At 71.7% G+C, this 24,256-nt stretch carries 17 protein-coding genes; 12 read left to right on the top strand and 5 right to left on the bottom strand.

Going from position 1 to position 24,256, the window contains the following annotated elements:
* Positions 1-10 precede the first annotated feature (10 nt).
* The 5 genes from ACSC1Q_RS12610 to ACSC1Q_RS12590 form a co-directional block, all read right to left on the bottom strand.
* The gene (locus ACSC1Q_RS12610; protein WP_436758862.1) at positions 11-1,309 is read right to left on the bottom strand and encodes an erythromycin esterase family protein; all 1,299 of its coding nucleotides are present in this window, start codon (positions 1,307-1,309) and stop codon (positions 11-13) included.
* Between the two features lie 126 nt (positions 1,310-1,435).
* The gene (locus ACSC1Q_RS12605; protein ID WP_436758861.1) at positions 1,436-2,842 is read right to left on the bottom strand and encodes a carotenoid oxygenase family protein; all 1,407 of its coding nucleotides are present in this window, start codon (positions 2,840-2,842) and stop codon (positions 1,436-1,438) included.
* 175 nt (positions 2,843-3,017) lie between these two features.
* Positions 3,018-4,526 (bottom strand): serine/threonine-protein kinase, encoded by a 1,509-nt coding sequence (locus ACSC1Q_RS12600; RefSeq protein WP_436758860.1) that lies wholly within the window; start codon positions 4,524-4,526, stop codon positions 3,018-3,020.
* A 482-nt stretch (positions 4,527-5,008) separates the two neighbouring features.
* Entirely contained in the window at positions 5,009-5,278 is a 270-nt protein-coding gene (locus ACSC1Q_RS12595) for a hypothetical protein (protein WP_436758859.1), read from the bottom strand.
* Positions 5,275-5,526 carry a hypothetical protein gene (locus ACSC1Q_RS12590; protein ID WP_436758858.1) on the bottom strand — a complete coding sequence of 84 codons (252 nt, stop codon included), beginning with the start codon at positions 5,524-5,526 and terminating at the stop codon, positions 5,275-5,277. The genes ACSC1Q_RS12595 and ACSC1Q_RS12590 overlap by 4 nt, the downstream gene beginning before the upstream one ends.
* A 260-nt stretch (positions 5,527-5,786) precedes the next feature.
* On the opposite strand from ACSC1Q_RS12590, the gene ACSC1Q_RS12585 reads away from it, so the two are divergent.
* The 12 genes from ACSC1Q_RS12585 (at position 5,787) to ACSC1Q_RS12530 (ending at position 23,731) form a co-directional block, all read left to right on the top strand.
* Positions 5,787-7,109: a sensor histidine kinase gene (locus ACSC1Q_RS12585; RefSeq protein ID WP_436758857.1), complete on the top strand. Its 1,323-nt coding sequence runs from the start codon at positions 5,787-5,789 to the stop codon at positions 7,107-7,109.
* Positions 7,097-7,756 carry a response regulator gene (locus tag ACSC1Q_RS12580; protein WP_436758856.1) on the top strand — a complete coding sequence of 220 codons (660 nt, stop codon included), beginning with the start codon at positions 7,097-7,099 and terminating at the stop codon, positions 7,754-7,756. Before ACSC1Q_RS12585 ends, ACSC1Q_RS12580 begins: the two co-directional genes overlap by 13 nt.
* Positions 7,757-8,202: 446 nt before the next feature.
* Complete coding sequence (locus tag ACSC1Q_RS12575; RefSeq protein ID WP_436758855.1) at positions 8,203-8,565, top strand: GntR family transcriptional regulator; 363 nt, start codon at positions 8,203-8,205, stop codon at positions 8,563-8,565.
* Positions 8,562-9,476, top strand: a complete 915-nt coding sequence (locus ACSC1Q_RS12570) for an ATP-binding cassette domain-containing protein (protein ID WP_436758854.1) — start codon at positions 8,562-8,564, stop codon at positions 9,474-9,476. The genes ACSC1Q_RS12575 and ACSC1Q_RS12570 overlap by 4 nt, the downstream gene beginning before the upstream one ends.
* Positions 9,473-10,177, top strand: a complete 705-nt coding sequence (locus ACSC1Q_RS12565) for a hypothetical protein (RefSeq protein WP_436758853.1) — start codon at positions 9,473-9,475, stop codon at positions 10,175-10,177. The genes ACSC1Q_RS12570 and ACSC1Q_RS12565 overlap by 4 nt, the downstream gene beginning before the upstream one ends.
* A 454-nt stretch (positions 10,178-10,631) precedes the next feature.
* On the top strand, positions 10,632-13,862 hold the full coding sequence (locus ACSC1Q_RS12560) for a HelD family protein (RefSeq protein WP_436758852.1): 3,231 nt from the start codon (positions 10,632-10,634) through the stop codon (positions 13,860-13,862).
* 123 nt (positions 13,863-13,985) lie between these two features.
* Complete coding sequence (locus ACSC1Q_RS12555) at positions 13,986-16,196, top strand: N-6 DNA methylase (protein WP_436758851.1); 2,211 nt, start codon at positions 13,986-13,988, stop codon at positions 16,194-16,196.
* 3 nt (positions 16,197-16,199) lie between these two features.
* Positions 16,200-18,311: a KGGVGR-motif variant AAA ATPase gene (locus ACSC1Q_RS12550; protein WP_436758850.1), complete on the top strand. Its 2,112-nt coding sequence runs from the start codon at positions 16,200-16,202 to the stop codon at positions 18,309-18,311.
* Between the two features lie 257 nt (positions 18,312-18,568).
* Positions 18,569-19,375, top strand: coding sequence for a DeoR/GlpR family DNA-binding transcription regulator (locus ACSC1Q_RS12545; RefSeq protein WP_436758849.1), 807 nt, complete (start codon positions 18,569-18,571; stop codon positions 19,373-19,375).
* Positions 19,372-20,805 (top strand): FGGY family carbohydrate kinase, encoded by a 1,434-nt coding sequence (locus tag ACSC1Q_RS12540; RefSeq protein WP_436758848.1) that lies wholly within the window; start codon positions 19,372-19,374, stop codon positions 20,803-20,805. The genes ACSC1Q_RS12545 and ACSC1Q_RS12540 overlap by 4 nt, the downstream gene beginning before the upstream one ends.
* Complete coding sequence (locus ACSC1Q_RS12535; protein ID WP_436758847.1) at positions 20,802-22,475, top strand: NAD(P)/FAD-dependent oxidoreductase; 1,674 nt, start codon at positions 20,802-20,804, stop codon at positions 22,473-22,475. Before ACSC1Q_RS12540 ends, ACSC1Q_RS12535 begins: the two co-directional genes overlap by 4 nt.
* Complete coding sequence (locus ACSC1Q_RS12530; RefSeq protein ID WP_436758846.1) at positions 22,472-23,731, top strand: NAD(P)/FAD-dependent oxidoreductase; 1,260 nt, start codon at positions 22,472-22,474, stop codon at positions 23,729-23,731. Before ACSC1Q_RS12535 ends, ACSC1Q_RS12530 begins: the two co-directional genes overlap by 4 nt.
* The last annotated feature ends 525 nt before the right edge of the window (positions 23,732-24,256 follow it).

The following is a 24,256-nucleotide window of genomic DNA, read 5'->3' as shown; positions in this document are numbered from 1 at the left end:
CGCGGTCGGGTCACGCGTCCGCTCCGGGGGCGATGTGCCTGACGAAGAGGAGCCCGTCGGTCTCGCGCAGGTGGCCGGGATCCAGCGGGAAGTAGCCGTGGTTCGCCGACGTGCCGGTACGCGGTGCCGGTTCGGTCCCCGTGGCGCCGAGAGCCTCGGCCAGGCTCGCGGAGTCGACGACGTAGCGGTTTCCCGGAAGGGTGGACAGGATCCCCTCCAGGGTGTCGGGGCGCGGAGCGTCGAGCCCGTGGTGCGGCGCGGCTCCCAGGGCCGAGGCCACGAAGGCGTACTCGTCGCCCAGCCGCGCGCCGACGACCGCGCCGGCGCTCCACCACCTCAGCGTCCGGCCCTCCAGCGGCCCCCAGCCCGGCGGGAGGAGCCAGTGGCTCTCGTCTCTCTGGAGGTGACGGTTGTGGGCGTAGACCAGTGTCGGCCCGCGCCGCGCCCGGCGTTCCCGCTCCTCGACGGCCCGCAGGTTGTCGGCCATCATCGCGTCGCGCAGGCCCATGAGCCGTACCATGCGCGCCTCGGACGTGTCGGCCATCACGGCGTGGTAGCGGAGCAGCCCGGTCGCGGTGCGCCCGTACAGGTGCGCCCGCCACCACTCGTCGCGCGACGTCGCGCGGATCAGGCGCGGCGACTCCGCGGTGAGCAACGCCAGGAGGTCGTCCGCGATGAGGCGCAGTTCCCCGGCGTCGGCGGACAGTCCCACGGACAGGGAGGGGTCCATCGTCACCGCGGGATCGGTCCACCGCTCGTCGGGGCCGACCAGGTGATCGATCGTGCCCACGGTGTACGGGAGAAGGTCGATCTCCAGCCGGGCCGCGAGGTAGCCGTGCAGCGCGGTGAGGGCTCGCCGGGGGCTGTCCGCTCCGGTCATCTCGAACGGGCCGTCGAACCCGAAGAACCGGACCCTGTCCGGCGCGGGACGGTCCCGGTTGTACTCCCTCGTCCACCGCACGAGCTCGCGGCTCGTCTCCAGCTCGCCCAGCCCGTGACTGAAGCCGTGGCGCATGACGTCGTCGAACGTTCCCACGCCCTCCGTGACGTACTCGTCGACGATCAGGCCCGCGAGGCAGTCGCTCTCCAGCGCGATCGACCGGTATCCCTCGTGCTCGACGAGATGCCGGAGGACCTCGTTCCGCGTTCGCGGGAGCGCCTCCTCACCGTGCATGGCCTCCCCCAGACCGAGCAGGCGTGGCCTGGTGGGAAGCGACCTGAGAAGGCTCGTCATCGCGGAGCCGAGATCGGCGGCGCTCTCGCCGCCGAACGCCCACGCGTCGTCCCGTACCGGTGGATCGGCGGTCATGGTGACTCCTGTCTCCTCGGTGATCCCGGCAACCCCTTAAACCGTATCGTTGAACCCTCTGTGTAAACTTTGGCTCGTTCCCGCTTGATTCGTGAGACCGAAACCTTCAACCCTGCGGTGCGGCCGTCACAGGTCGGGGAGCCAGCTTCCGTGGAAGCCGAGGGGCACCCGGACCGGGAGGTGGATTCGTGCGACGGGCTCGCCGGTGAAGTCCTGGGCGGAGAGGATGACCAGGTCCGCCGCGCCGCGGTCCGGGTCGTGGACGTAGGCCAGGACGTAGCCGTCGTCCTCGACGCCCCCCGAAGCGTCCCTCGAAGCGGCTCCCGTGGCGGCTCCCGTGGCGGCTCCCGTGGCGGCGAAGACGCCCTCGCCCACGCTGGCGTGGCGCCCGAAGCGGTGCACCTCGGCGATGCCCCGGTCGTAGTCGTGCTTGATCAGCGCGTTGTCGAACGCCTCGTCGGGGAGCGGCCCGTCCACCGGGGGCATCGCGACCGCGTTCATCTCCCCGGTGACGGCGGCGTAGCCGTACCGGTGGCGGCGCGACAGGACGTTCTCGTTGACGCGGGGGAACTCCTGCGGGCGGTCGTCGATCGTCCGCCGGTGCGTCGTCCCGGCCCCCGGGTCGATCGTCCAGCGTTCCAGCACGGCCGGCTCGGCGGTGTTGGTGCGGACGTCCATCCGCGGGTATCTGACGAGGTCGAGGATGACGGAGGAGCCCTCGTCGTAGGCGTTGAGGGTGTGGGCGACGTAGCACGGCTCGATGTCGATCCACCGGACCCCGCCCCCGGCGCGCGGCATGACCCCGACCCGTGCCTGGTGCGCCTCGTCCCAGAGGTAGGGCACCGCCTCCCCCGCCCGCGCGAGTTCCATGTCGAACGTCACCGGCTGGTCGATCAGCACGACGTGCCGCTCGGTGAGCGCGAAGTCGTGCATCATCGGGGCGTCCGGGACCGGGATCCTGGTGGCGCGGACCGTCGTGCCGGTCCCGTCGATCACCAGGTGCCGGACGTGGTCCCACAGCGGGAAGTACGTGACGGCGTGCAGCTCGCCGTTGACCGGGTCGATCTTGGTGTGCGCGGTGAACGCGCCGTCGAGGGTCCCGCCGAAGTCGTACGGCCCGACGGTGCCGAGCTCGTCGTCCAGCTCGTACGGCCGCGGACCCGCCTCGATGAGCGCGAGCGTGCGGCCGGCGTGCCGGATGACGTGCGTGTTGGGGGCGAGGTCCATGGCCGGGTCGGCGTCACCGGTCCGGCCGGGGCGGCGCGGCTCGCCGAGCCGGTCGGTCACCTCGGCCGAGCGCACCCACCGGTTGCGGTACCACTCGGCGCGGCCGTCGCGGAGCCGGACCCCGTGGATCATGCCCTCGCCGAGCATCCAGTGATGGGCCACCGGGTCCTCGATGTTCAGCGGGTTGGGGCCGTTGCGCAGGTACCGCCCGTTGAGCTCCGGCGGGATGCGCCCGGACACGGGCAGGTCGTACGCGGTGACCTCTTCCTTCACCGGCGCGAAGGGGCCTTCCAGGTAGGGATTCATGGCGAACGTCCTCTGGCGGGAGTTTTGGTGGGAGTGACGTGACCGACCCTCGCCGAGGCGGCTGACGGCCCGCGTACCGGCCGCTGACGAGGGCCGCCACTCCCGGTCAGCCGCCGGGCGCGCCCACCGCGGACCGCGCCACCGGCACGACGTCCTCGGCAGCCCATGCCGGTTTCTAGCCCATGCCTCGCAGGGTGGTCGCGGCCGATCTGGCCGCCTCGACGCCCGCCCGCCGCAGGGCGTCGCCGGAGCCGGTCGCCAGGTTGACGAGGCGCAGGTCCGCCACCAGGTTGCCGAGCCTGAAGGTGACCACGACCACGCGGACCCGCCCCTCGGCGTTCGTCGCGTACCAGGAGAACGCCTCGTCTCCCACGTCCGTGAGCGCGCGGGGAACGGAGCGGGTCATCCGCCGCCCGTCCCCGATTTCGATCTCGTGCCGGCTCCAATCCAGGTCGCGGGTGCCGTGCAGCCACCGCCTCTCCAGGGCGGCGAAGAGCTCGTGCGCGGACCCGGGGGTCAGCGACCACGGGTCCGCGGTGCCGGGGCCGGTGACGGCGGTCAGCTCCACCCCCGCGCCGCGGATCGTCCACTCGCAGCCGTTCCCGGACGCGCGCCCACCGGCCGGAGCGCCGAGGAGCCCGGTGACCTGTTCCGGGGACAGCGCTCCGCAGAGGTCCACGGCCTTCTCGAACACAGGTGACACCGGTGGCACCGGCGGCACCGGCCTGTCCGCCGGTGCGGGCTCTCTCGTGAGCAGTATGGCGGCCACGGCGGAGGTCACGGCCGCCGCCACGGCGAGCAGGACCGCCGGGGTCCACCGGCGCGTCCGGCGATCGATCGCCCGCGGCGCGGTGACGCGCGGTGACTCACCGTCCGCGATCTGCCGCAGCAGCCCCAGCGCGATCTCGGCGTCCGGGCGCGCCTCGGGCTCGCGGGCCATCAGCCACCGCAGGAGCGACGGCAGCGGACCGGCGTCCCTCGGCGGGCGCGGATCCCGTGTGAGCGTCGCCTGGATCACGTCAGCGGGAGAGCCCTCGGAGGGCGGGACACCCTCCAGCGCGGTGAGGAGGGTCGCCCCCAGCGACCACAGGTCCGAGGCCGGATCGCCGTTCTCGCCGGCCAGGCGCTCCGGGGCGACGAACCCGGGCGTTCCGAGGACCCGGCTCGTACCGGCCGGCGTGGATCGGTCCGGGGAACGGGCGAAGCCGAAGCCGGTGAGGACGACGCGGTCGTCGTCGGCCAGGAACACGTTGCCCGGCCTGACGTCACGATGCTGCACGTCGTGCGCGTGCGCGGCGACCAGCGCCTCCAGCAGGGAGGCTCCGATCGCGGCCACCTGGAGGGGGAGCAGCGGGCCGCGGGCCGCGAGCTCGTCGGCGAGGTCGCGGCCGTGCAGCCGCTCCGTCACGATCCACGGCCTGCCGTCCTCCACCAGCACGTCGTGTACGGCGACGATCGCCGGGTGACGCAGCCGCGCCACGACCTCGGCCTCCCGCGTCACCCTGGCCACCAGCTCGGCGCGGCTCCGCTCATCGCCGCCCTCCGGGATCCGCACCTCCCTGACGGCGACCTCGCGGTCGAGCGTCTCGTCCCTGGCCAGCCACACGGTGCCCGTTCCGCCGTGGCCGAGCGGACGCAGGAGAAGATAGCGAAGGGCCAGCTTCGCCCCCGTCGAATCGGCCATATTCCAAGAATAGGCAGTTATCCTTCGTTAATCGATCTCCCGAATGTGACGAGGCGATACCGAACCCCGGTCGCGGCCTCCTCGTATCGTGTTCACGAATCGGAGAATGGCGACCGGACGCGTCACGTACCTCGAAGGACGTGGTGTGCTCGAAGGCTTCCGAGTGTCATGACCGGAAGAACTCGATTTATTTTCGGCCGGTTCGCAACCGGCTTCGGCGACCAGGCAGAACACAGCGATCGTGCCCACCGGCGCGACCGGGCCCCGCGCCGCCCCTGCTCGTCGGGCACGGACGGCGTACGCGGATCTCGGTCGCACTCCCGGTCTCGCTCCCTGCCGTGAGACCGAGGGGACCCGAATACCGGCCGGGAACGCGTTCAGCTAAAAGCACGCTTCCCCCGCCGGCTCGCGAGGGCATTCCTTTTCCCCTTCTCCCTATCTTCAAACACGGCACCTAAAGCGACGCCTATTCAATATGAGAATTATTCGGACCCGCCCGCCGGCATCGGCCTCGTCGTCCGCGCCGTCCTCGCCGTCCTCGCCGTCTCCGTCACCCTTGCCACCCCCGCTCCGAGCCGGGGTGAGGCGGGGACCGGAGCGGGCCGGGACACGGCGAGACGGAACACGGGGACGGCGGCGGCGAGGCGGAGCACGGGGACGGCGACGGCAGCGGCGACGGCGAAGACGGTGGCGACCGCCAGGCCGTAGGCGACCATCGCCGCCGTCCGGCCGAACCCGGCCACGGCGCTCATCGGCGCCGGTTCCGGTAGTGGTGGGCGATCAGGGCGGCGACGCACGCGAGGGTGGCCAGCCCGAGCCCGATACCGGCGAGGACATTGGTGCCGACGGACGAGAACACCATGTTGAGAACCGCGCTGACCATCAGCAGGAACCACAGCACGGGACGCACCGTCCCGCCCAGGACACCGGCGGGCCGTACCGGACGTGACGCCTCGGCGGCCTCTGGAATGGCCTCTGGAATGTGGTGGAGATCGGTCACGGTGCTCTTCTCGCTCGATGCGCTTGACGGGCCCGATGCGCTCGATGCGCTCGACGGGCCCGACAGGCCTGACGGGCTCGACGGGGCTTGGTGGGACTTGACGGGATTCGACGGGCTCGGCTGGTCACCTGTCACATGTCGAACGCTACGGACGATCACCGCCCGCCGCGATCCTGCCCACCGGACAACCGAGGTACAGCAGGCTGTACTCTTCGGCGCTCCTCGCCACTCATTGGCCGATGATCTGATGATGGGCCCGAATGGTGGCCTATCGTCTGGTCCAGGAGGTTCGCCTGGTCCAGGAGGTGCGGATGCCGGCCCCTGACCCCGTGGCCGCAAGGAAACCGGCACGTCGATGGGACGTGTTCGCCCGTGCCCGCGCCACCCTGGACGCGTTCGAACACCTCGTCGGCGGGCTGGGCACCACGGTCCTGGCGCTGGTCGCGTTCCTCCTGGTGGCCGCCACCGCGCTGGCCTGCCTCGTCGGCGTGGGCCTGCTCCTGGTGCCCGCCGCGCTGCGCGGGCTGCGCGCCGTCGCCGACCGGGAACGCGCGCGGCTCTCCCGCTGGGGTCCGGAGATCATCGGCCCGGAGCCGGTACCGTCCGGCCTGCGCGCCGCCCTCACCGATCCGGCCGTCCGCCGGGAGCTGGGCTGGATGGTCACCCACGCCACCCTCGGGCTGTTCCTCAGCCTGATCGGCCTCACGGTGTCCTTCAGCGCGGTGACCAACACCACCTTCCCGCTGTGGTGGCGGCTGCTGCCCCCGGAGGAGGCGGCCACCTCGGCCATGGGGCTCTGGACCGTACGCGACCTGCCCGGCGCCCTCGGGGTCAGCCTGCTCGGCCTGGGGTGGATCGTCCTCGCCCTGCTCCTCGTACCGGGGATGGCGCGGCTGCAGGCGTGGCCAGGCCGGCGGCTCCTGCCGGCCGATCCCGGCACCGACCTCGCGCTGCGGGTCGCGCAACTCACCGCGACCCGCGCCGCCGCGCTGGACGCGCACGCCGCCGAGCTGCGGCGGATCGAACGGTCGCTGCACGACGGGACCCAGAACCGGATCGTCGCCGTCACCATCCTGCTCGGCGCGGCCCGTCGTGCGCTGGCACGCGACCCGTCCGACGCGGAGGTCATCATCGACCGCGCGCAGAGCGCCGCCGAGCAGGCGCTCGCCGAGCTTCGCGCGGTCGCCCGCAGCATCCTGCCTCCGGTGCTGACCGACCGGAGCCTCGCCGACGCCCTCACCGGCCTGGCCACGACCTGCCCGATCCCGTGCCGGATCGACGCCGACATCCCCGTCCGGTGCGCCGCCTCCGTCGAGGCCACGGCCTACTTCGTGGCGGCCGAGGCGCTCACCAACATCACCAGGCACAGCCACGCCCGGCACGCCACCGTCAAGGTCCACCGCGACGCCGACCGGCTCCATCTCCAGATCACCGACGACGGCCACGGCGGGGCGGACGAGCACAGCGGGTCGGGGCTCGTCGGCATCCGCCGCCGTACCGAAGCACACGACGGGGCATTCATGCTGAACAGCCCTCCCGGTGGTCCCACCACCCTCACGGTGAGCCTGCCATGCGGATCGTGATCGCCGAGGACGACCCGCTCCTGCGCGAGGGCCTCGCGCTGCTGCTGCGCGCCGAGTCGCTCGACGTCGTGGCCACCGCCGCCGACCCCGACGGCTTCCTCGCCGCCGTCGACGCCCACCGGCCGGACGTCGCCATCGTCGACGTCCGGATGCCGCCGACCCACACCGACGAGGGGATCGTCGCGGCCGTCGAGGCGAGGCGCCGCCGCCCCGACCTGGCCGTGCTCGTGCTGTCCGCCTACGTCGAGCGGGCGTTCGCCACCGAGTTGCTCGCCCAGGGCAGCTCCCGCCTCGGCTACCTCCTGAAGGAGCGGGTCGGGCGGGTCGAGGAGTTCCTGGGCGCGCTGCACCGGGTGGCGGACGGAGGTACGGCCATCGACCCCGACGTCGTCGCGCAACTCCTCACCCGCAGCCGGCCCGACACCCGGCTGGACCGCCTCAGCCCCCGCGAGCGCGACGTGCTGGCCCTGATGGCCGAGGGGCTGGGCAACACCGCCATCGCCGAACGGCTGTTCGTCACCGACGGCGCCGTCCACAAGCACATCCGCAGCATCTTCGCGAAGCTCGACCTGGCCCCCACCGACCGGGCGGACCGGCGCGTCACCGCCGTCCTGCACTATCTCGACGACGCCCACCGCCGGGCCTGATCGGCCCTCCGGCGGGCGTGAGCCGGGACGGCCGGAGGACTCTCCACCGGATTCGCACCCCGCTCGGCGCGGGCCGGAGAATTCACCTCCGGCCATCGCGCCCGATTCCGGAGCGCCTCGTTCTCGTTCCAGAGCCCGGGAATGCTCTTAGTTCGAGGCCGCGGGGTCCGTGTCGTTGGGGTGGTTGAGCGCCCGGTCGATGTGGTGAGCGGTTTCGGCGACCAGTTCGTTGTCCTGAATCGGCGGCACGGTCGACCGCGTCGTCACGCTCCTCGCGGGCGGCCGACGCCGGCCCTCCCGCACCCGGAGACCGGCGTTCGGCGATGGCCGCGCGGCGAGGGTGAGCGGCATCCAGATCGCCCAGGTCGACCCGGCCGATGTTGACGCACGGCCTCTTCGCTCCTATGGTTCATTACCATAGTAATGAACCAACTAAGCGGGTGTCCATGTTCGATGACCAGAGCCCGATCTATCGGCAGATCGCCGATCGCATCAAGACCGAGGTGTTGAACGGCACGCTGAGCGGCGGCGACCAGGTCATGTCGACCAACCGGTACGCCGCCTTCTACCGGATCAATCCCGCCACGGCGGCCAAGGCGTTCCAGCAGCTGGTCGACGAGGGCGTTCTCTACAAGAAACGAGGCATCGGCATGTTCGTCAGTCCGGACGCCCGGGAGGCGCTCAGATCCCAGCGGCGGGAGAGCTTCTTCGCCGAGGTGGTCGCCCCGATGGTGGCCGAGGCGAAGGTGATCGGCATCCCCCTCACCGACATCGTCAAGAGGATCAACGAGCTTGAGGAGCACGCATGAACATCGTGGCCGACGGCCTGCGAGTCGACTACGGCACCGTCAGGGCGGTCGACGACGTCACGTTCTCCCTTGACGGCGGCAAGATCTACGGGCTCCTGGGGCGCAACGGGTCGGGCAAGACCAGCCTGCTGTCGGTGCTGGCCGCCTTCCGCAGGGAGTCGGGCGGCACGGTGCGGGTCGGGGGCCGCCCCGTGTTCGAGAACGCGGCCGTCACCCGTGACATCTGCCTGATCCGCGACGCGGGCGAGACCGTCGACATCGGCACCGCCGCGGACGCGCTCGACTTCGCCGAGTCGCTCCGCCCCAACTGGGACGCGAAGTACGCCCGCACGCTGATGGACAGGTTCGCCTTGAAGGGGAAGGCGAATGTGAAGGCCATGTCCAAGGGGCAGCGGTCGGCACTGGGAGTGGTGGTGGGGCTGGCCGCGCGGGCGCCGCTGACCATGTTCGACGAGTCCTACATCGGGATGGACGCCCCCTCCCGCTACGCCTTCTACGACGCCCTGCTCACCGACTACATGGAGCACCCGCGCACGATCATCCTCTCCACCCACCTGATCGAGGAGGTCAGCTCGCTGTTCGAGGAGGTCCTGATCATCAACCAGGGCAGGCTGCTCCTGCACGAGCGAAGCGAGACCCTGCTCGCGCGCGGCACCTCGGTCACCGGGCCGGTGGCCGAGGTCGACGCCTTCACCGCCGGGCTCACGGTCCTGAACACCAAGACCCTGGGGCCGACCAAGGTCGCCATGGTCTACGGCGACCTCGACGCCACCTCGCGGGCCAGGGCCGCTCAGGCCGGGCTGGACCTCGGCCCGATCGCCATGCAGGACCTGTTCGTCCACCTCACCGACCCCGACCCCGCAGCCCCCGCGGCCCCCGTCCCCACCGAGCCCGCCGGAGACGTCCGATGAGATTCCCGAGCCGCCTTCTGGGCGCCCCCCTGATTTACACCGCCCTCATGTGGGCGGGGTTCTACGTGCTGGTCGTCCTGATCACGGTCGGCGTGGCGATGTTCGGAACACTCAGGATCAGCACGTGGGAGGCCGCGACACAGATCCCCCGCTGGCTCGTCCTGTTCATCGGCGTCTCCCTGATGAGGGAGTTCCTCCCGCTGTACATCGCGCACGGGCAGACCCGCAGGCAGTTCGGCGCGCAGGCCGCGGTGACCGTCGTGCTGTACGCTCCGGCGTTCTCCGCCCTGATCACCCTGGGCTACCTGCTGGAGGCGCTCCTGTACAACCTGCTCGACCGGCCGCAGACCCTGATGAGCACCCACCTCTTCTCCTCGCCGACACAGGTGCCGCTGATCTTCACCGAGCACCTCGTCCAGGGCCTCGCCTGGATGGTCGCGGGAGCCCTCATGGGGGCGGCCTTCTACCGCTGGCAGGCCGGCGGGCTGCTCTCCCTGCCGTTCGGCGTCGCACTGGTCGTGCTGGGCGAGTCGGCCATCGGCGGAAACCTGAGGCTGCCGTTCTTCAGCTCGGAGCTGGGCTTCGACCTCACCCCAGGCGTCACGACGGCCCTGGTGGCGGGCCTCGGCTGCCTCCTGCTCGGCCTGGCGATGACCTGGCCCCTCATCCGCGACGTCCCGCTTCGCAACAGGGTCTCCTGAACACGGGCCACTCCCCGGCGGGGTCCGGCGCGCACGCCGGGCCCCGCCGCCTTCCGCCGCTCGGCACTGACGGCCCAAGCTCGACACCCGGCCGCGAGCCGACACCGCGAGCTGGATCGCCCTGCTCCACGGACCCGCGCGACAACCGGATTCCGTCACCCGCTCCGAACCGCCGAGCCTCAAGCGCCCTCGAAGTCGATCACCCCGGGGAACGTTCCGTCACGGACGTGAATCGGTCCGCACATCAATCTCAATCTCACGTCCACGCAAAAAATCATTGTGCACTTAGTTCACATTTTTCAGGAAATGGTCTACGTTCCATGGGTGTGACGCGGCGCACATCCGATCGGGTTACCGAGCGGAGTCATTTCGCTCCGATCCGGCGCGGGCCGCGCGTCCCACCGAAGAAAGCCCCCGGCCGGTGACGTCGACGGGCACCGACCTCGGAGGAAACATGGGCACTGCCGACCTCACCGACCTCACCGACCTCACCGATCGTGCCATCGCGCCGAACGGCGACCCCGCCGGCCGCACCACCGTGGAAAGCGGCGACCGCGCCACCGTGGCGAACGGCGACAGCACCGGTCGCATCGCCGCCGCGGGTGGCGGCAACCGTCCCGCCGCGCCGATCGGCGGCAACCCCGCGGCCCTCGCGGCCAGTGCCGGACGTGCCGCGCTCGCCGCCGGTGGTGAGCGGGCCGCCGCGGTCGCGAGTGAGCGGGCCGAGGCGATCGCCGAGGAACAGCGTGCCGTCGACCACGCGTACGACTGCGTCGAGCGGAGGCGGCTGAAAGCCGACCGGGTCAGGAACACGCACGGCCAGGAGCACTCCGGCACCGGTCTCCCCTTCGTGCCGGACGTTCCCCCGGAGTTCGGCGCGGACGACGACCTCGGCGGGCGGCCTCTCGTCTTCATGCGCGTCGACGTCGCCGACGACCCCGACGGCCGGGACGTCTGGCGCATCGGGCGCCGCTCGGTCCGCGACGCCGAGGGCGACCTCGTGGTGATCAGCTGGACCTCCGACCAGGCCGTACGGTGGATGAAGGCCCGTTCCTCCCGTCCCGGGGAGATCCGGCTCCGCCGCAGGCTGCGCGTGCACGGGCGTACGGTGACCGACTACCTCGACGACATCCGGCCCCGGGTCACGAACCGCAGGACCTCGGCACCGCTCCCGGACGGCCTGGACGCCCCCTCCTCCGAGGAGCCGCGGGCCGTCGAGCCGCCCGGTGAGGACGCCGGCGCCTTCCTCCTCGCCGACCTCGACCGGGGACGCGACGGGCTGATGCGCGACATCGTGGAGACCATCCAGCGCGACCAGCTGGACCTGGTCTCCGACGGGCGGCCCGGGGTGCTGGTCGTCCAGGGCGGCCCGGGAACCGGCAAGACGGCGGTCGGCCTGCACCGCGTCGTCTGGCTGCTGGACCCGACGAACCGGGGGCTCACCCCGGACGATGTCCTGGTGGTGGGACCGCACCGGGGGTTCCTGCGCTACGTCAGCCAGGTCCTGCCGAGGCTCGGCAGCCGGGGAGTGGCGACCGTGGAGGTGTCACGGCTCTGGGACGGCGAGGTCCGCGCCGAGGACACCCCGCGGGCGCACCTGGTCAAGTCCGACGAGCGGATGGCCGAGGTGCTGCGCCGTGTCGTCGAGAGCGGCGTCCGCCCCGAGGCCCTGGCGTCCCACATCAGCGACGACGTCTTCAGCACCCCGTACCGGGGCACCGCCCTGACGCTCCCGGCCGCCGAGATCGAGGCGCTCGCCGTCGAGGCGCGCGACTCCAGCGGCCCCTACCTGGTACGCCGCCGCAAGTTCGTCGACACGTTCGTCGACCGGCTGCTGACCAGGTACGCCAAGGCATTGCCCGGCCAGCGCCCGGACGGCGCCCTGCGGTCCGGCATCGAGAAGCACGGCCGGGTGGCCTCCCTGATCAACGCCGTGTGGCCCGCCCTCAACGCCGAGACCATCCTGCGCAGGACGCTGCACGACGCGGAGGTGCTCCGGGCGGCGGCCTCCGGCCTGCTCACCGCCGAGGAGCGGGAGGCCGTCACGCGCCCCCGGGTGGCTCGCGCCTCCGAGGAGCCCTGGACGCTCGACGACCTCGTCTGCCTGGAGGAGCTGCGCCACCTGCTGTCCGGGGACGAGCCGCGCCGCTACCGCCACATCGTCGTGGACGAGGCCCAGGACCTCACGCCCATGCAGGCGCGCTCCCTCGCCCGCCGCTGTCCCGGCGGCTCCATGACCGTGCTCGGCGACCTCGCCCAGACCACCGGCGCCCGGCAGTACGACGTGTGGGAGCGGCTGGCCGGAATCCTGGGCGGGCGCGACGGCTGGCACATGGCCGAGCTCACCGCGGGCTACCGGGTACCGGCCGAGGTCATGCGGTTCGCGGCACCGCTGGCCAGGGCCGTGTCCCTCTCCACCGCGGTTCCCGAGTCGGTGCGCGGCACGGACGAGACGTCGCTGACGATCACACGCGCCGAACCGGACCGGCTGGCGGACGAGGCCGTGTCGCGGGCGCTGGATCTCGCCACGGCCGGTCTGGAGCGGTCGCGGTCGGTCGCGCTGATCGTCTCCGACGGCTCCGCGTTGCTGGAGGAGCTGGAGCGGAAGGTGACGGAGGTCCAGGGGGCCGTTCCGGCGGACGGCGTCCCGCCGGTGAGCGTCCTGCCCGCGACCATGGCCAGGGGCCTGGAGTTCGACCACGTCGTGGTGGTCGAACCGGCCGCCGTCCACGACCAGGGACCCGCCGGACCGCGCCGGCTCTACGTGGCGATCACCCGGTGCACCCAGTCGCTCAGCGTGCTGCACGCGGCGCCGCTCCCGGCCGTGCTGGGCGGACCCGCCGACCCGGCGCTCGCCATCGCGGGTGAGCGGAGCACCTCGTCCCTTCCCGGGCCGGGCTCGTCCCTTCCCGGGCGGGGCCCGACTCTCCCCGTACCGGACTCGACCTCTCCCGTACCGGGTGAGCAGGCTCTCGCCGTACCGGGTGAGCAGGCTCTCGCCGTACCGGGTGAGCAGGCTCTCGCCGTACCGGGTGAGCAGGTCACCTCGACACTCGCCGTGACGAACGAACCGGCCGCTCCGACGCTCACCGTGCCGGACGCGCCGGTCACCTCGACGCCGGCCGTACCGCCCGCGCTGACCGTGCCGGTCACTTCGCTCGCCACCGAGCTCACCATCGACACGCCCAGCCCACTCGCCGAGGAGAACACGACGATGGAGTCCGACACGCCGGCCGGGGACGGCGGCTTCCGGGATTTCGTCTCCTCGCTGGAGGAGCGCGTCCGCGCCGACCGGCGGTGTCACGTCCACGAGCAGCTGCGCCACACGCTCATCGCCGAGCTGCACGGCGCCCGGCTCGCTCCCTCACAGTCCTCCTTCACCGACATCGTCTGCAAGGGACCGGACGGGACGGTCCTGTACGAGGTGCTGGGAGAGGGCGGGCACACCTACGAACGCATGCGTGAGGCCGTACTGCGGATCATGGAGGTCGAGCACGTCGGCGGGGAGCGGGCGGAGCACCGGTTCCTCGTGCTCCCCCAGGCCCCCGAGCCCGCGTGGGCTCCGGCGATGCCGGCCACGGCCTTCGCCGTCACGACGATCTGGAGGGACGGCGCCGGGTGGGCCGGAGAGGGTCTCGCCATCGCCCTCGGCCGGACTTCCACGGCCGGGTCGGCTCCCGGGTGAACTGAGTCAACGGATAGGCTGCGAAAGGACCTTCCTAGGAAGCCACGGTGCCTACCTGGGTGCATGTCGTCATCGTGTCTTCCGGCGGGGTCGCCACCGTCCTGTCCCCTACCCGGAGACACCATGCCTCCTTCTGCCGATCCGTCCGTCTCCGTCACCCTGGCGGAGATAGCCAGGATCGCCGGTGTCGGGCGCGCGGCCGTCAGCAACTGGCGCCGCCGCCACGACAGCTTCCCCGCGCCGGTCGGCGGTACGGACACCAGCCCGCAGTTCGCGCTGTCGCAGGTGGAGGAGTGGCTGAGGCGGCAGGGGAAGCTGGACGAGGTCGGCAGCCGGGAACGACTGTGGCCGGAGTTCGAGGCGCTCGGGGACCGCGACACGATGGGGAGGGCGATCGCCGCGGCCGGTGCCCGGCTCGCCCGGGATCAGGCGGGCCACCCGGCGAACCCACCGGACACCGGACAGCCGACGAAGCCGCCGGACGCAGGACGCCTCGCGGGCCAGCCGGACGCGGGACACCTGGTGAACCCGCCGGACACCGGCGCGGCCGGGGGATTTCCGGACGACACAGGCCTCTCCGAGGCCCAGCGATCCCTGGTGGAACGCGCGGTCGGCCTGTCGAGGAAACACGGGGCCCGGGAGACCTTCGACTTCCTGCTCGGCCGCTGGCTCGACACGCACGTCCGGCAGATCGGTGTCACACCGCGTCCGCTGGCCGCCCTGATGGCCGAGGTCGCCGAGCTGTCGCGCGACGGCGAAGCCGGTGGCGTCGGCACCGTGTTCGACCCCGCGTGCGGCACGGGCGGTCTCCTGCTCGCCGCCGCCCGGCAGTGGGCCGGCACGACGGACGCGCCCCCCTCGGGCGTCCCGCTCGGACTGCTCGGCCAGGACGCCGACCCGACCCAGGCGGCGCTCGCCGCCGTACGGCTCCTGCTCGCCGGTCACCCACCCGGGAGTGAGACCGCGTGGGAGGTGGACGTCCGGGCCGGGAACACACTGCGCGCCGATCCCCACCCCGGCGTCCGCGCCGACGTGGTGCTGTGCAACCCGCCGTTCAACGAGCGTGACTGGGGGTACGAGGAGCTCGCCACCGATGCCCGCTGGACGTACGGCCTGCCGCCCCGCACCGAGCCCGAGCTCGCCTGGACCCAGCACGCGCTGAGCCGCCTGGCGCCCGGCGGGACGGCGGTGCTGCTGCTGCCGCCCGGTGTCGCCTCCCGCAGGGCGGGCCGCCGGATCCGGGCCGGGCTGCTCCGTAGCGGCGTGTTGCGCGCGGTGGTCGCCCTCCCGCCGGGGTCCGCGCCCCCGTACAGCGTCGCGCTGCACCTGTGGGTCCTGCGGGCACCGGCGGCGGAAGGCGGGACGGGCGCGGAGGCCGGGGTGCTCCTGGTCGACGCGGCCGAGGTCCAGCCGGAGCCTCCGGGGGGAACGCAGAGGACGGGCAGGGCGGCGATCGACTGGCCCCTCCTGCGGCGGCGCGTGCTGTCGGCCGTCCGGGCGGAAGGCGAGGACAGGGACAGGCCGGCCGGCCACGCCGTGGTCCCGGTGATCGACCTGCTGGACGACGAGGTGGACCTCACCCCCGCACGGCACGTCCCCAAGGTGGCGACCTCGACGGACCTGGGCCTGCGACGCTCGTGGAACCGGTTCGGCACCCTGCTCCACGAGCTGCGGGACCTGTCCGCGACCCTGTCCGCGCTCGAACTCAGCGGCGAGGAGGCGGCCGGCCAGGGCACGGTGACCGTGGGCGACCTGCTCCGGGCGGGCGCCCTGACGATGCGGGCCGGGCAGCAACCGGCGGACGGCAAGGTACGCACCGGCGACGCCCCCGATGACGCCGTGCCCGTGCTGACCGTCGCCGACGTGCCGGCCGGGATCAGACCGTCCGGCTGGCTGCCCGCGCACGAGACGTCGGCGGGAGAGACGGCGGGCACCCTCACCGTGACCGTCCCGGAGGAGGTGGTGGTCGTCGGGGCCTACCGGGCGTTCGGCGCCTGGGTCGACACCGGCGCCCCCACGGTGCTTGGCTCGCAGCTGTTCGCCCTGCGGGTGGATCCGGCGCTGCTCGACCCGTGGTTCCTCGCCGGTTGCCTGCGAGCCCCGGCCAACGCGAGGCAGGCGGGAACGCACGCCTCGACGTCCTCCCGCATCGACGTCCGCAGGCTGCAGGTGCCGCGGCTGCCCCTTGAGGAGCAGCGCCGCCACGGCGAGGCCTTCAGGCGGCTCACCGCCTTCGAACGGTCACTGCGGGAGGCGGGGACGGTCGGCGGAGAGCTGGTCAACGGCCTGACCGACGGCATCGCCGCGGGCAGGCTTCCGGGGAACCGGGCATGATCTTTGCGGAAAGGTGTCCAAGGGGCAGGAGGTGAGCGGCCGCCTGGCCGTTCGCGATACCGCGCGACCGGCCATGGCGAAACGCGTACCCGGTGCGCCTTTGATATTGCCCCGCCACGGCTCGAACCCACCGATCTACTGACTCCGGATCGATCGATCCACCATCTGACCGAGTCTCTCGCCGAGCTCGCCAACCGGCTCGGTGCACGTACGGTTCTGGTCGACCTGCGCGCAGGAGGCAGCGAACTCGCGGCTCCCGTTCTGCTCGACCCCCGCGTCCAACGAATCTTCGTCACCACCGTCAGTGACCAGTCGCTGTACGGCACTCTTCGGACCGTCCAGGAACTCGGCCTGCGTGCGCCGACCCATGCCGAAGATCCGGCGAGCATGGCCGTCATCACCCAGTTCCGCGAGGAGGGGCATCGGGAACTGGCGGCCTCGGCCGCCGCTTCGCTTCGCGATGTGATCTCCAGGACACTCACACCGATCGCTCAGGAGGACGGCGACCGGACCGTCGACCGTGACCTCACACTGGAGCCGATCTTCAGTGTCCTCCAGGATCGGCTCCTGGCCTTGCCCGCCTCCTGGGAGGCGGTGGTGGACCTGGTCCGACGCCTGCGACTCGCGGAAACGCTCGCACCGCTCGTCGACGCCCTGGTGCCCTCGAAGGAACTGGGCGTGACCGAGGAGGGACTCGCCACGGAGTCGATCCACGTCATCAAGGAGATCGACGACCTGGCTTCTCGACGTGGAGCGCTGAGCGAGTTCGCCGCACGGCTGGCCTACGCCGAGGCGGCGGATGACACGGACTTCCTGCCGGCCGAATCCCTTCGGAACACGCTCGTCTCCCACCGGACCGAAGCACCACTGTGCGTGGTCATGGGAGCCAAGGGCTCCGGGAAGACCTTCACCCAGCTTCAGATGTGCTTCCGCAGGACATGGCGTGACTACGCAAGAGACGTCGGCGTCGAGGACGTGACTCTGGAAGCCCTTCTGACGCCGGTGCTCGTCTCCAAGGATCTCAGCGATCCCACTCGCGAGCGGATCGGAAAGATCCAACGAGACGCGTCGATCTCCCAGAACGGCGAGCCCGCGACCCAGCTTGAGTCGCATGACATGATCGATCTCGCACTGCGTTCGGAACCGACCAATGCGCAGTGGCGTCAGGTCTGGCTGACGTGCATGGCCCACGCCGCAGGGATCGACGCCTCTCCTGAGGACGTCGAAGAAAAACTGGCCGACTTCGCCTCGACGAACACACGGATCTTCCTGTCCGACGGGCTTGAGGACCTTCTGCGGGACCTCCTCGACAGTGATGTGCAGCGGCAGGCGCTTCGCGTCCTTCTCGTCGACTGTCTCGACTGGCTGCGCAGTCTCCGTGGCCGGCCATTGGGGTTGGTGATCTTCGTCCGGCGTGATCTCGTGCAGTCTGCCATCCGGCAGAACTACGGGCAATTCTCCGCCAGATACAGAGATTACGAACTCAAATGGAACCACTTCGAGGCCCTACGGCTCGCCCTGTGGGTCGCCCAGCGTTCCACAGCCCTTCCCGATCTCACCTCAGAAAAGGTGGCTTCGGCAAAAAATCAGGATCTCAGCACAATGCTTCATCCCCTATGGGGGGAGAAGATGGGATCACTCAAATCGCGTGAGGCCCGATCGGACGGATGGTTCCTGGCCGCGCTCTCCGACTTCAACGAGCAGATCCAGGCGCGTGACATCGTGACCTTTCTCAAGGAGTCGGCCTCCCTGTCCGTGGAGGAGAGCCGATGGCCAACCCGCCTGCTCACACCCGCAGCGATGAGAAAAGCACTCGCCCAGTGCGGCAAGGATAAGACTCGCGCCATCACTGAGGAAAGCCCGCAGGTGGGAGAGCTTCTCGAGCACCTCAGCAGCCTCGCCACGGACAAGAAGAGAATCCCCTTCAGTCCGGAGAGCGTCGAGTTGCCGAGTCGGCAACTAGAGACGCTGGCTGACAACGGGGTCGTCTTCCGCGAGGAGGATCGATACTGGATTCCCGAAATCTTCCGCCACGGTCTCTCGTTCAAGGCCACCGGTCGGCCGAAGATCCTGGCGATCGCGAACCTGGTGCGTCAGCGAAACAACCTGGACTGACAGGAACCTCGCTGGGGATCGAAGTCCTGGTGAGGACTAAGACTCGGGCGACCCGTCTCAGCCGCCAGGCCGTCGCCAACCGGGTGACGGCCACCGCCCGAACCCGCCCCAGTGATTGTTCTAGGCGACCTGTACAAGGGCGGAATCACAGGACGGGGTAAAGAATCCGAATGTGACAGGGGTACATTGACCGTGTCTCAACATCGGCGCATACTTTCCCTTATGAGTCCACAAATACCCACAAAAGTGGTCATATAGTGCTGCCCGCTGAGCGGCACTCGCGGATCGGGGAGGTGCTCCGGGCCTGCCGGGTCGTCAGCACCGACGACCTCGCGCGCGAGCTCGGCGTGTCGGCGGAGACGATCCGCCGTGACCTCGTCCTGCTCGAACGCCGGGGGACGCTGGCGCGCGTCCACGGGGGCGCGACGATCGCGCTCGGGCAGCCCGCCGGCGAGGAGGCCCCGTTCGCCGAGCGCACCGGGACCGCCGCGGACGCGAAGCGGCGCATCGGGCGTGCCGCGGCGGGGCTGGCGCGGCCCGGCCAGACGGTCGTGATCGACGTGGGGACCACCGCCGTGCAGGTGGCGCGGGCGCTCCCGCTGGACTTCTCCGGAATCGTCGCCACGTGTTCCCTGCTGGTCGCGGCGGAGCTGTCCGAGCGGCCCGGCGTCGAGGTCCTCGTCTGCGGGGGCAGGCTCAGGGCCGGGGATCTCGCGGTCTCGAACTCGGTCGCCCAGGCGTTTTTCGCGGACCTGAACCCGGACATCGCGTTCCTCGGCTCCGGGGGCGTCGACGCGGCGGCCGGGCTGACCGACTACTACCTGGACGAGATCGCGACGCGGAGGGTCATCCTCGGGAACGCGGCGCGTTCGTACGTGCTGGCCGATTCGAGCAAGTTCGGACTGGTCGCCCGGCACCGGGTCGTCGACCTGGGGGAGCTCGCCGGGCTGATCACCGAGGCGGAGCCGCCGTCCGCCATCCGGGACGCCGTCACCCGCGAGGGCGGGACGGTCGTCCTGGCGGAAACGTCCAGGCCGAACGCGGAGGAGGTGCACCCGGGGTGACCACCGTACTGGCGATAGACCAGGGCACGTCCGCCACCAAGGCGATCGTCGTCGACGGCGCCGGCGAGGTGCTGGGCCTCGCCGAGGTGCCGGTCCGCCCCGCCTACCTGCCCGGGGGCGGGGTCGAGCAGGACCCCGGGGAGCTCCTCGGCTCGGTCCTCGACGCGGGCCGCGAGGCCGTCGCGCGGGCCGGGGTGCCGGTCGACGCCGTCGCGCTGGCGAACCAGGGCGAGACGGTGCTGGCCTGGGACCCGGTGACGGGCGCTCACCTCTCCCCCGCCATCGTCTGGCAGGATCGCAGGTCGGAGGGCATCTGCGCGGAGCTGGCCGGGTCCGGGGAGCGGATCGCCGGCGTCACCGGGCTGGTTCTCGACCCGTACTTCTCCGCGCCGAAGATGGCGTGGCTGCGCCGGAACGTGACCGGGGAGGGCGTGGTCACCACCTCGGACTCCTGGATCGTCCACCACCTGACCGGGGAGTTCGTCACCGACGTCGCCACGGCCTGCCGGTCGCTGGTCACCCGGCTCGACGACGCCGAATGGGATCCGGAGCTGCTGGAGCTGTTCGGGCTCGGCGAGGAACGCCTGCCGCGCATCGTCTCGTGTGACGAGGTGGTCGGTCACACCACCGCGTTCGGCGGGCGCGTCCCCGTCGCCGGGCTCGTGGTCGACCAGCAGGCGGCGCTGCTCGCCGAGAACTGCCTGCGGGCCGGCGAGGCGAAGTGCACCTTCGGCACCGGCGCGTTCCTGCTCGCCAACACCGGCGCCTCCGCCGCGCGCTCCACCGCCGGGCTGGCCGCCTCGGTCGCCTGGCGGGTCCGGGGGGAGACCTCGTACTGCTTCGACGGTCAGGTCTACACGGCCGCCTCCGCCGTACGGTGGATGCGGGACCTCGGCTTCGTCGACACCGCGGCGGACCTCGACGCGGTCGCGGCGGCCGACTCCGAGGGGGTGCTGTGCGTCCCGGCGCTGGCGGGTCTGGCCGCTCCCTGGTGGCGGCCCGACGCCAGGGCCTCGTTCTCCGGGATGACCCTCTCCACCGGTCCGGGACACCTCGTGCTCGCCGTCCTCCAGGGGATCGCGGCGCAGGTCGCCGAGCTGGGCGACCTCGTCGCCGCCGACCTCGGGCGGCCGCTGACCCGGCTGCGGGTGGACGGCGGGCTCACCCGCAGCCGGGTCCTCATGCAGGCGGTCGCCGACCTCGCGAGGATCCCCGTCGACGTCTATCCCTCCCCGCACGCCACCCCGATGGGCGCGGTGGCGCTGGCCCGCGCCGCGCTCGACCCGTCGCTCTCCCTGGAGGACGCGGTGGACGCGTGGGAACCCGGCACGACGTACGAGCCCCGATGGTCCGCGGATCGGGCGGCCGACTTCCGCTCCCGCTGGAGAGACTCCGTCGCCATCACGCCGCCCCGGGAGGGAACGCGGTGAACACCACGCGAGACGCGATCACCCGAAAGCCCGGAGACACCTCGGGATCCGGGGGCACCTCGGGATCCGGGAACACCTCAGGATCCGGGGACACCTCGGGAAAGGTCACCGTCGCCGCGGACGCCACGGCATCCGCCTCGGCGGCCGTGTTCGACGTGGCGGTGATCGGGGCCGGGATCGTCGGGTCGGCCGTCGCCAGGGAACTCGCGGCCTACGAGCTGAGCGTCGCGCTGCTGGACGCGCGGGACGACGTCGGTGACGGTACGAGCAAGGCGAACACCGCCATCCTGCACACCGGGTTCGACGCGAAGCCCGGCACGCTCGAAGCCCGGCTGGTCCGCGAAGGCTACCGCCTGCTCTCCGACTACGCGGCGCGGACCGGGATCCCCGTCGAGCGCACCGGGGCCCTGCTGGTGGCCTGGAACGCCGAGGAGCTCGCCGCGCTGCCGGGCCTGCGGGAGAAGGCGGGGCGGAACGGGTACGGCGAGACGGAGATCGTCGGCCCCGACGAGGTGTACCGGCAACTGCCCCACCTGGGCGAGGGGGCCCTGGGGGGCCTGACCGTTCCGGACGAGTCCATCGTCTGCACCTGGACCACCAACCTCGCCCTGGCCACGGACGCCGTCGGCCGCGGGGTGACGCTGCTGCTGAACCGGGCGGTCCTGTCGGCCGAGGACCTCGGCGACTCGACCGTGCTGCGCACCTCCGGCGGGGACGTGCGCGCCCGCTGGGTCGTCAACGCGGCCGGGCTCGGCGCCGACGTCGTCGACCGGCTGTTCGGCCACGACCGGTTCACCGTCACACCTCGGCGCGGCGAGCTGCTGGTCTACGACAAGCTCGCCCGCCCGCTGGTCGACAAGATCATTTTGCCGGTGCCCGGCCCCTGGGGCAAGGGCGTGCTGATCAGCCCGACCGTCTACGGCAACGTGCTGCTCGGCCCCACCGCCGAGGACCTCACCGACCGTACCGACACCGGGACCACGGAGGGAGGGCTGGAGTTCCTCCTGAGCAAGGGCGAGAGACTGATGCCGAGCCTGCTGCGCGAGGAGGTCACCGCGACCTACGCCGGCCTGCGCGCGGCGAGCGACCACCCGGACTATCTCATCGAGGCCGACCCGGGACGGCGCTACGTCCTGGTCGGCGGGATCCGCTCGACCGGCCTGACCGCCGGTATCGCCATCGCCGGGCACGTCGCCGAGCTGGCCCGCGACGCCGGCCTCGCTCTCGTACCGCGGGAGAACCTGCCGGAACCGCCTCGCATGCCCAACCTCGGGGAGGCGTACCCGCGCCCGTACCAGGACGCCGCCCGGATCGCCGCCGACCCCGCGTACGGCAAGGTGGTCTGCTTCTGCGAGCGGGTGACCTCCGGCGAGATCCGCGACGCCCTGCGCTCACCGATCCCACCGGCCGGCCTGGAGGGGCTTCGCCGCCGCACCCGGGCGCTGAACGGGCGCTGCCAGGGGTTCTTCTGCGGCGCCGAGGTCGGGAGGCTGCTGGCCGGCAAGGGCGGGAACACCCGCGACGGCGAGGACATCCGCGACGACGCGGGCACTCGCGACGGCGGGAGCGAGGGCATCCGCGACGGCGACGGCAAAGGTGGAGGCGGAAGCGGAGGCGGAGGCGGGAAGACCGGTGGGGACCGGCACGCGTCGCTGGAGACCCTCCGATGACGGGCACCGGCGTCACCGTCCTCACCCCGGCCGTCGTCATCGTCGGCGGCGGGCCGGCCGGGCTGAGCGCCGCCCGCGAGCTCGCGCCGAGGGTCGACGGAGACGTGCTCGTCCTGGACCGGGAGGGTACGGCCGGAGGCATTCCCCGGCACAGCGACCATCCCGGCTACGGGATCAGGGACATGAGGCGCTTCCTGAGCGGGCCCGCCTACGCCAGGAGGCTCGTGCGGCAGGCCGAGGCCGCCGGTGCGACGATCCGGACGGACGCCACCGTGACGAACTGGGCCGGTGACCACGCGATCGAGGCCACCACCCCGATGGGCCGCATCCGGATCGAGGCACGGGCCGTCGTCCTGGCCACCGGCGCCCGCGAGCGCCCGCGACCGGCCCGCCTCATCCCCGGAGACCGCGCCCACGGCGTCTACACCACCGGCCACCTGCAGAACATCGTCCATCTGCGGAACGGAGGGGTCGGCGGCAGGGCCGTCATCTCCGGCGCGGAGCTCGTCAGCTGGTCGGCCGCGCTGACCCTGCGCGGGGCCGGGTGCCGGACCGTCCTGATGACCACCGAGTACCCGCGGGCGGACTCCTACGCCCTCTTCAGCGTCCCCGGCAGGATCCTCTTCCGGACCCGGGTCGCCACCCGCACCCGCGTGACGAGGATCATCGGCCGGCCGGAGCTCGAAGCGGTCGAGGTCGAGAACATCGACACCGGTGAGAGGCGGGTCGTCGAGTGCGACACGCTCGTCCTCACCGGCGACTGGATCCCCGACCACGAGCTGGTACGCGCCGCCGGGATCGCCCTGGACCCCGGCACGAACGGCCCCCTGGTCGACGGCGCGCTGCGGACCGACCGGCCGGGCGTGTTCGCCGTGGGCAACCTGCTGCACCCGGTCGACACGGCCGACATCGCGGCGATCGACGGCGCCCACGTGGCCGACTCGGTCGTCGCCTGGCTGGACGGCAGGAGCCCACCGGCCGAACAGGTGCGGCTCCTCGCCGACACGCCCTTCCGCTGGGTGTCACCGGAGATCTTCCGCCCCGGGGACCCCGCCCCGGCCCGTCGGCGGCTCCTGCTGTGGAGCGACCGCTACGTCCCGTTCCCCCGCGTCGTCCTGCGGCAGGGCGGAAAGGTCGTCGCCCGCAGGCGGCTGTGGTGGCCGGCCGCCCCCGGCCGGGTGTTCCGCGTCCCGGCGAGCCTGCTCGCCACGATCGACCCCGACGGCGGTCCCGTACACATCGGCGTGGAGACCTGACGCCCGCCCGCGAGAGGCGTTTCCCCGCGCGTGTCACGGGCCGGGCGGCAATCCTTCGAACAGGCAATCCTCCGGCCTACGGAATAACGAACACGGTGCACAGAACATCATATTAAGAAATTTCCGCCGACAGCCGGTTGGCCGGTCACCAGGATTCGCGGCACCCCCGGCCGGGTGCACTCCACCCCGCCGAACCGCACACCCCGCCACGCCGCCGATCGGCCTTCCCTGTGGAAGCGACCCGCACGGAGAGCTCACCCCGAACGCCCTCTGAGCGGCGACCCCAGGGAAAGACCTAACGCCCGTCGAGCGGCGATCTCGGGGAAAGACCGCGACACCAGACCGGCAGGTCGTCACACTGGGGGCGACAAAGTCGGCCTATCGCGGCAACACCCCCGCCCACTGAACCCGATTTATGTCTTATACACGCTTAATTCACCACTAAACACCATTTATGGTGCACAAAGCTCACTCGCTGGAACCGGTGGAGCCTGGCTGACATCCAACCCCGTACGACTGGCGTCC

The organism is Streptosporangium heterodermiicola (assembly GCF_051390675.1).
Taxonomy (GTDB): Bacteria; Actinomycetota; Actinomycetes; order Streptosporangiales; family Streptosporangiaceae; genus Streptosporangium.
This window is presented reverse-complemented; position numbering and strand designations above follow the sequence as displayed.

Coding starts and splice junctions, on each gene's coding strand:
- ACSC1Q_RS12575 (WP_436758855.1), top strand. CDS start 8,203: ATGTTCGATGACCAGAGCCCGATCTATCGGCAGATCGCCGATCGCATC.
- ACSC1Q_RS12530 (WP_436758846.1), top strand. CDS start 22,472: ATGACGGGCACCGGCGTCACCGTCCTCACCCCGGCCGTCGTCATCGTC.
- ACSC1Q_RS12555 (WP_436758851.1), top strand. CDS start 13,986: ATGCCTCCTTCTGCCGATCCGTCCGTCTCCGTCACCCTGGCGGAGATA.
- ACSC1Q_RS12560 (WP_436758852.1), top strand. CDS start 10,632: ATGGGCACTGCCGACCTCACCGACCTCACCGACCTCACCGATCGTGCC.
- ACSC1Q_RS12605 (WP_436758861.1), bottom strand. CDS start 2,842: ATGAATCCCTACCTGGAAGGCCCCTTCGCGCCGGTGAAGGAAGAGGTC.
- ACSC1Q_RS12585 (WP_436758857.1), top strand. CDS start 5,787: ATGGTGGCCTATCGTCTGGTCCAGGAGGTTCGCCTGGTCCAGGAGGTG.
- ACSC1Q_RS12580 (WP_436758856.1), top strand. CDS start 7,097: ATGCGGATCGTGATCGCCGAGGACGACCCGCTCCTGCGCGAGGGCCTC.
- ACSC1Q_RS12565 (WP_436758853.1), top strand. CDS start 9,473: ATGAGATTCCCGAGCCGCCTTCTGGGCGCCCCCCTGATTTACACCGCC.
- ACSC1Q_RS12570 (WP_436758854.1), top strand. CDS start 8,562: ATGAACATCGTGGCCGACGGCCTGCGAGTCGACTACGGCACCGTCAGG.
- ACSC1Q_RS12600 (WP_436758860.1), bottom strand. CDS start 4,526: ATGGCCGATTCGACGGGGGCGAAGCTGGCCCTTCGCTATCTTCTCCTG.
- ACSC1Q_RS12610 (WP_436758862.1), bottom strand. CDS start 1,309: ATGACCGCCGATCCACCGGTACGGGACGACGCGTGGGCGTTCGGCGGC.
- ACSC1Q_RS12595 (WP_436758859.1), bottom strand. CDS start 5,278: ATGAGCGCCGTGGCCGGGTTCGGCCGGACGGCGGCGATGGTCGCCTAC.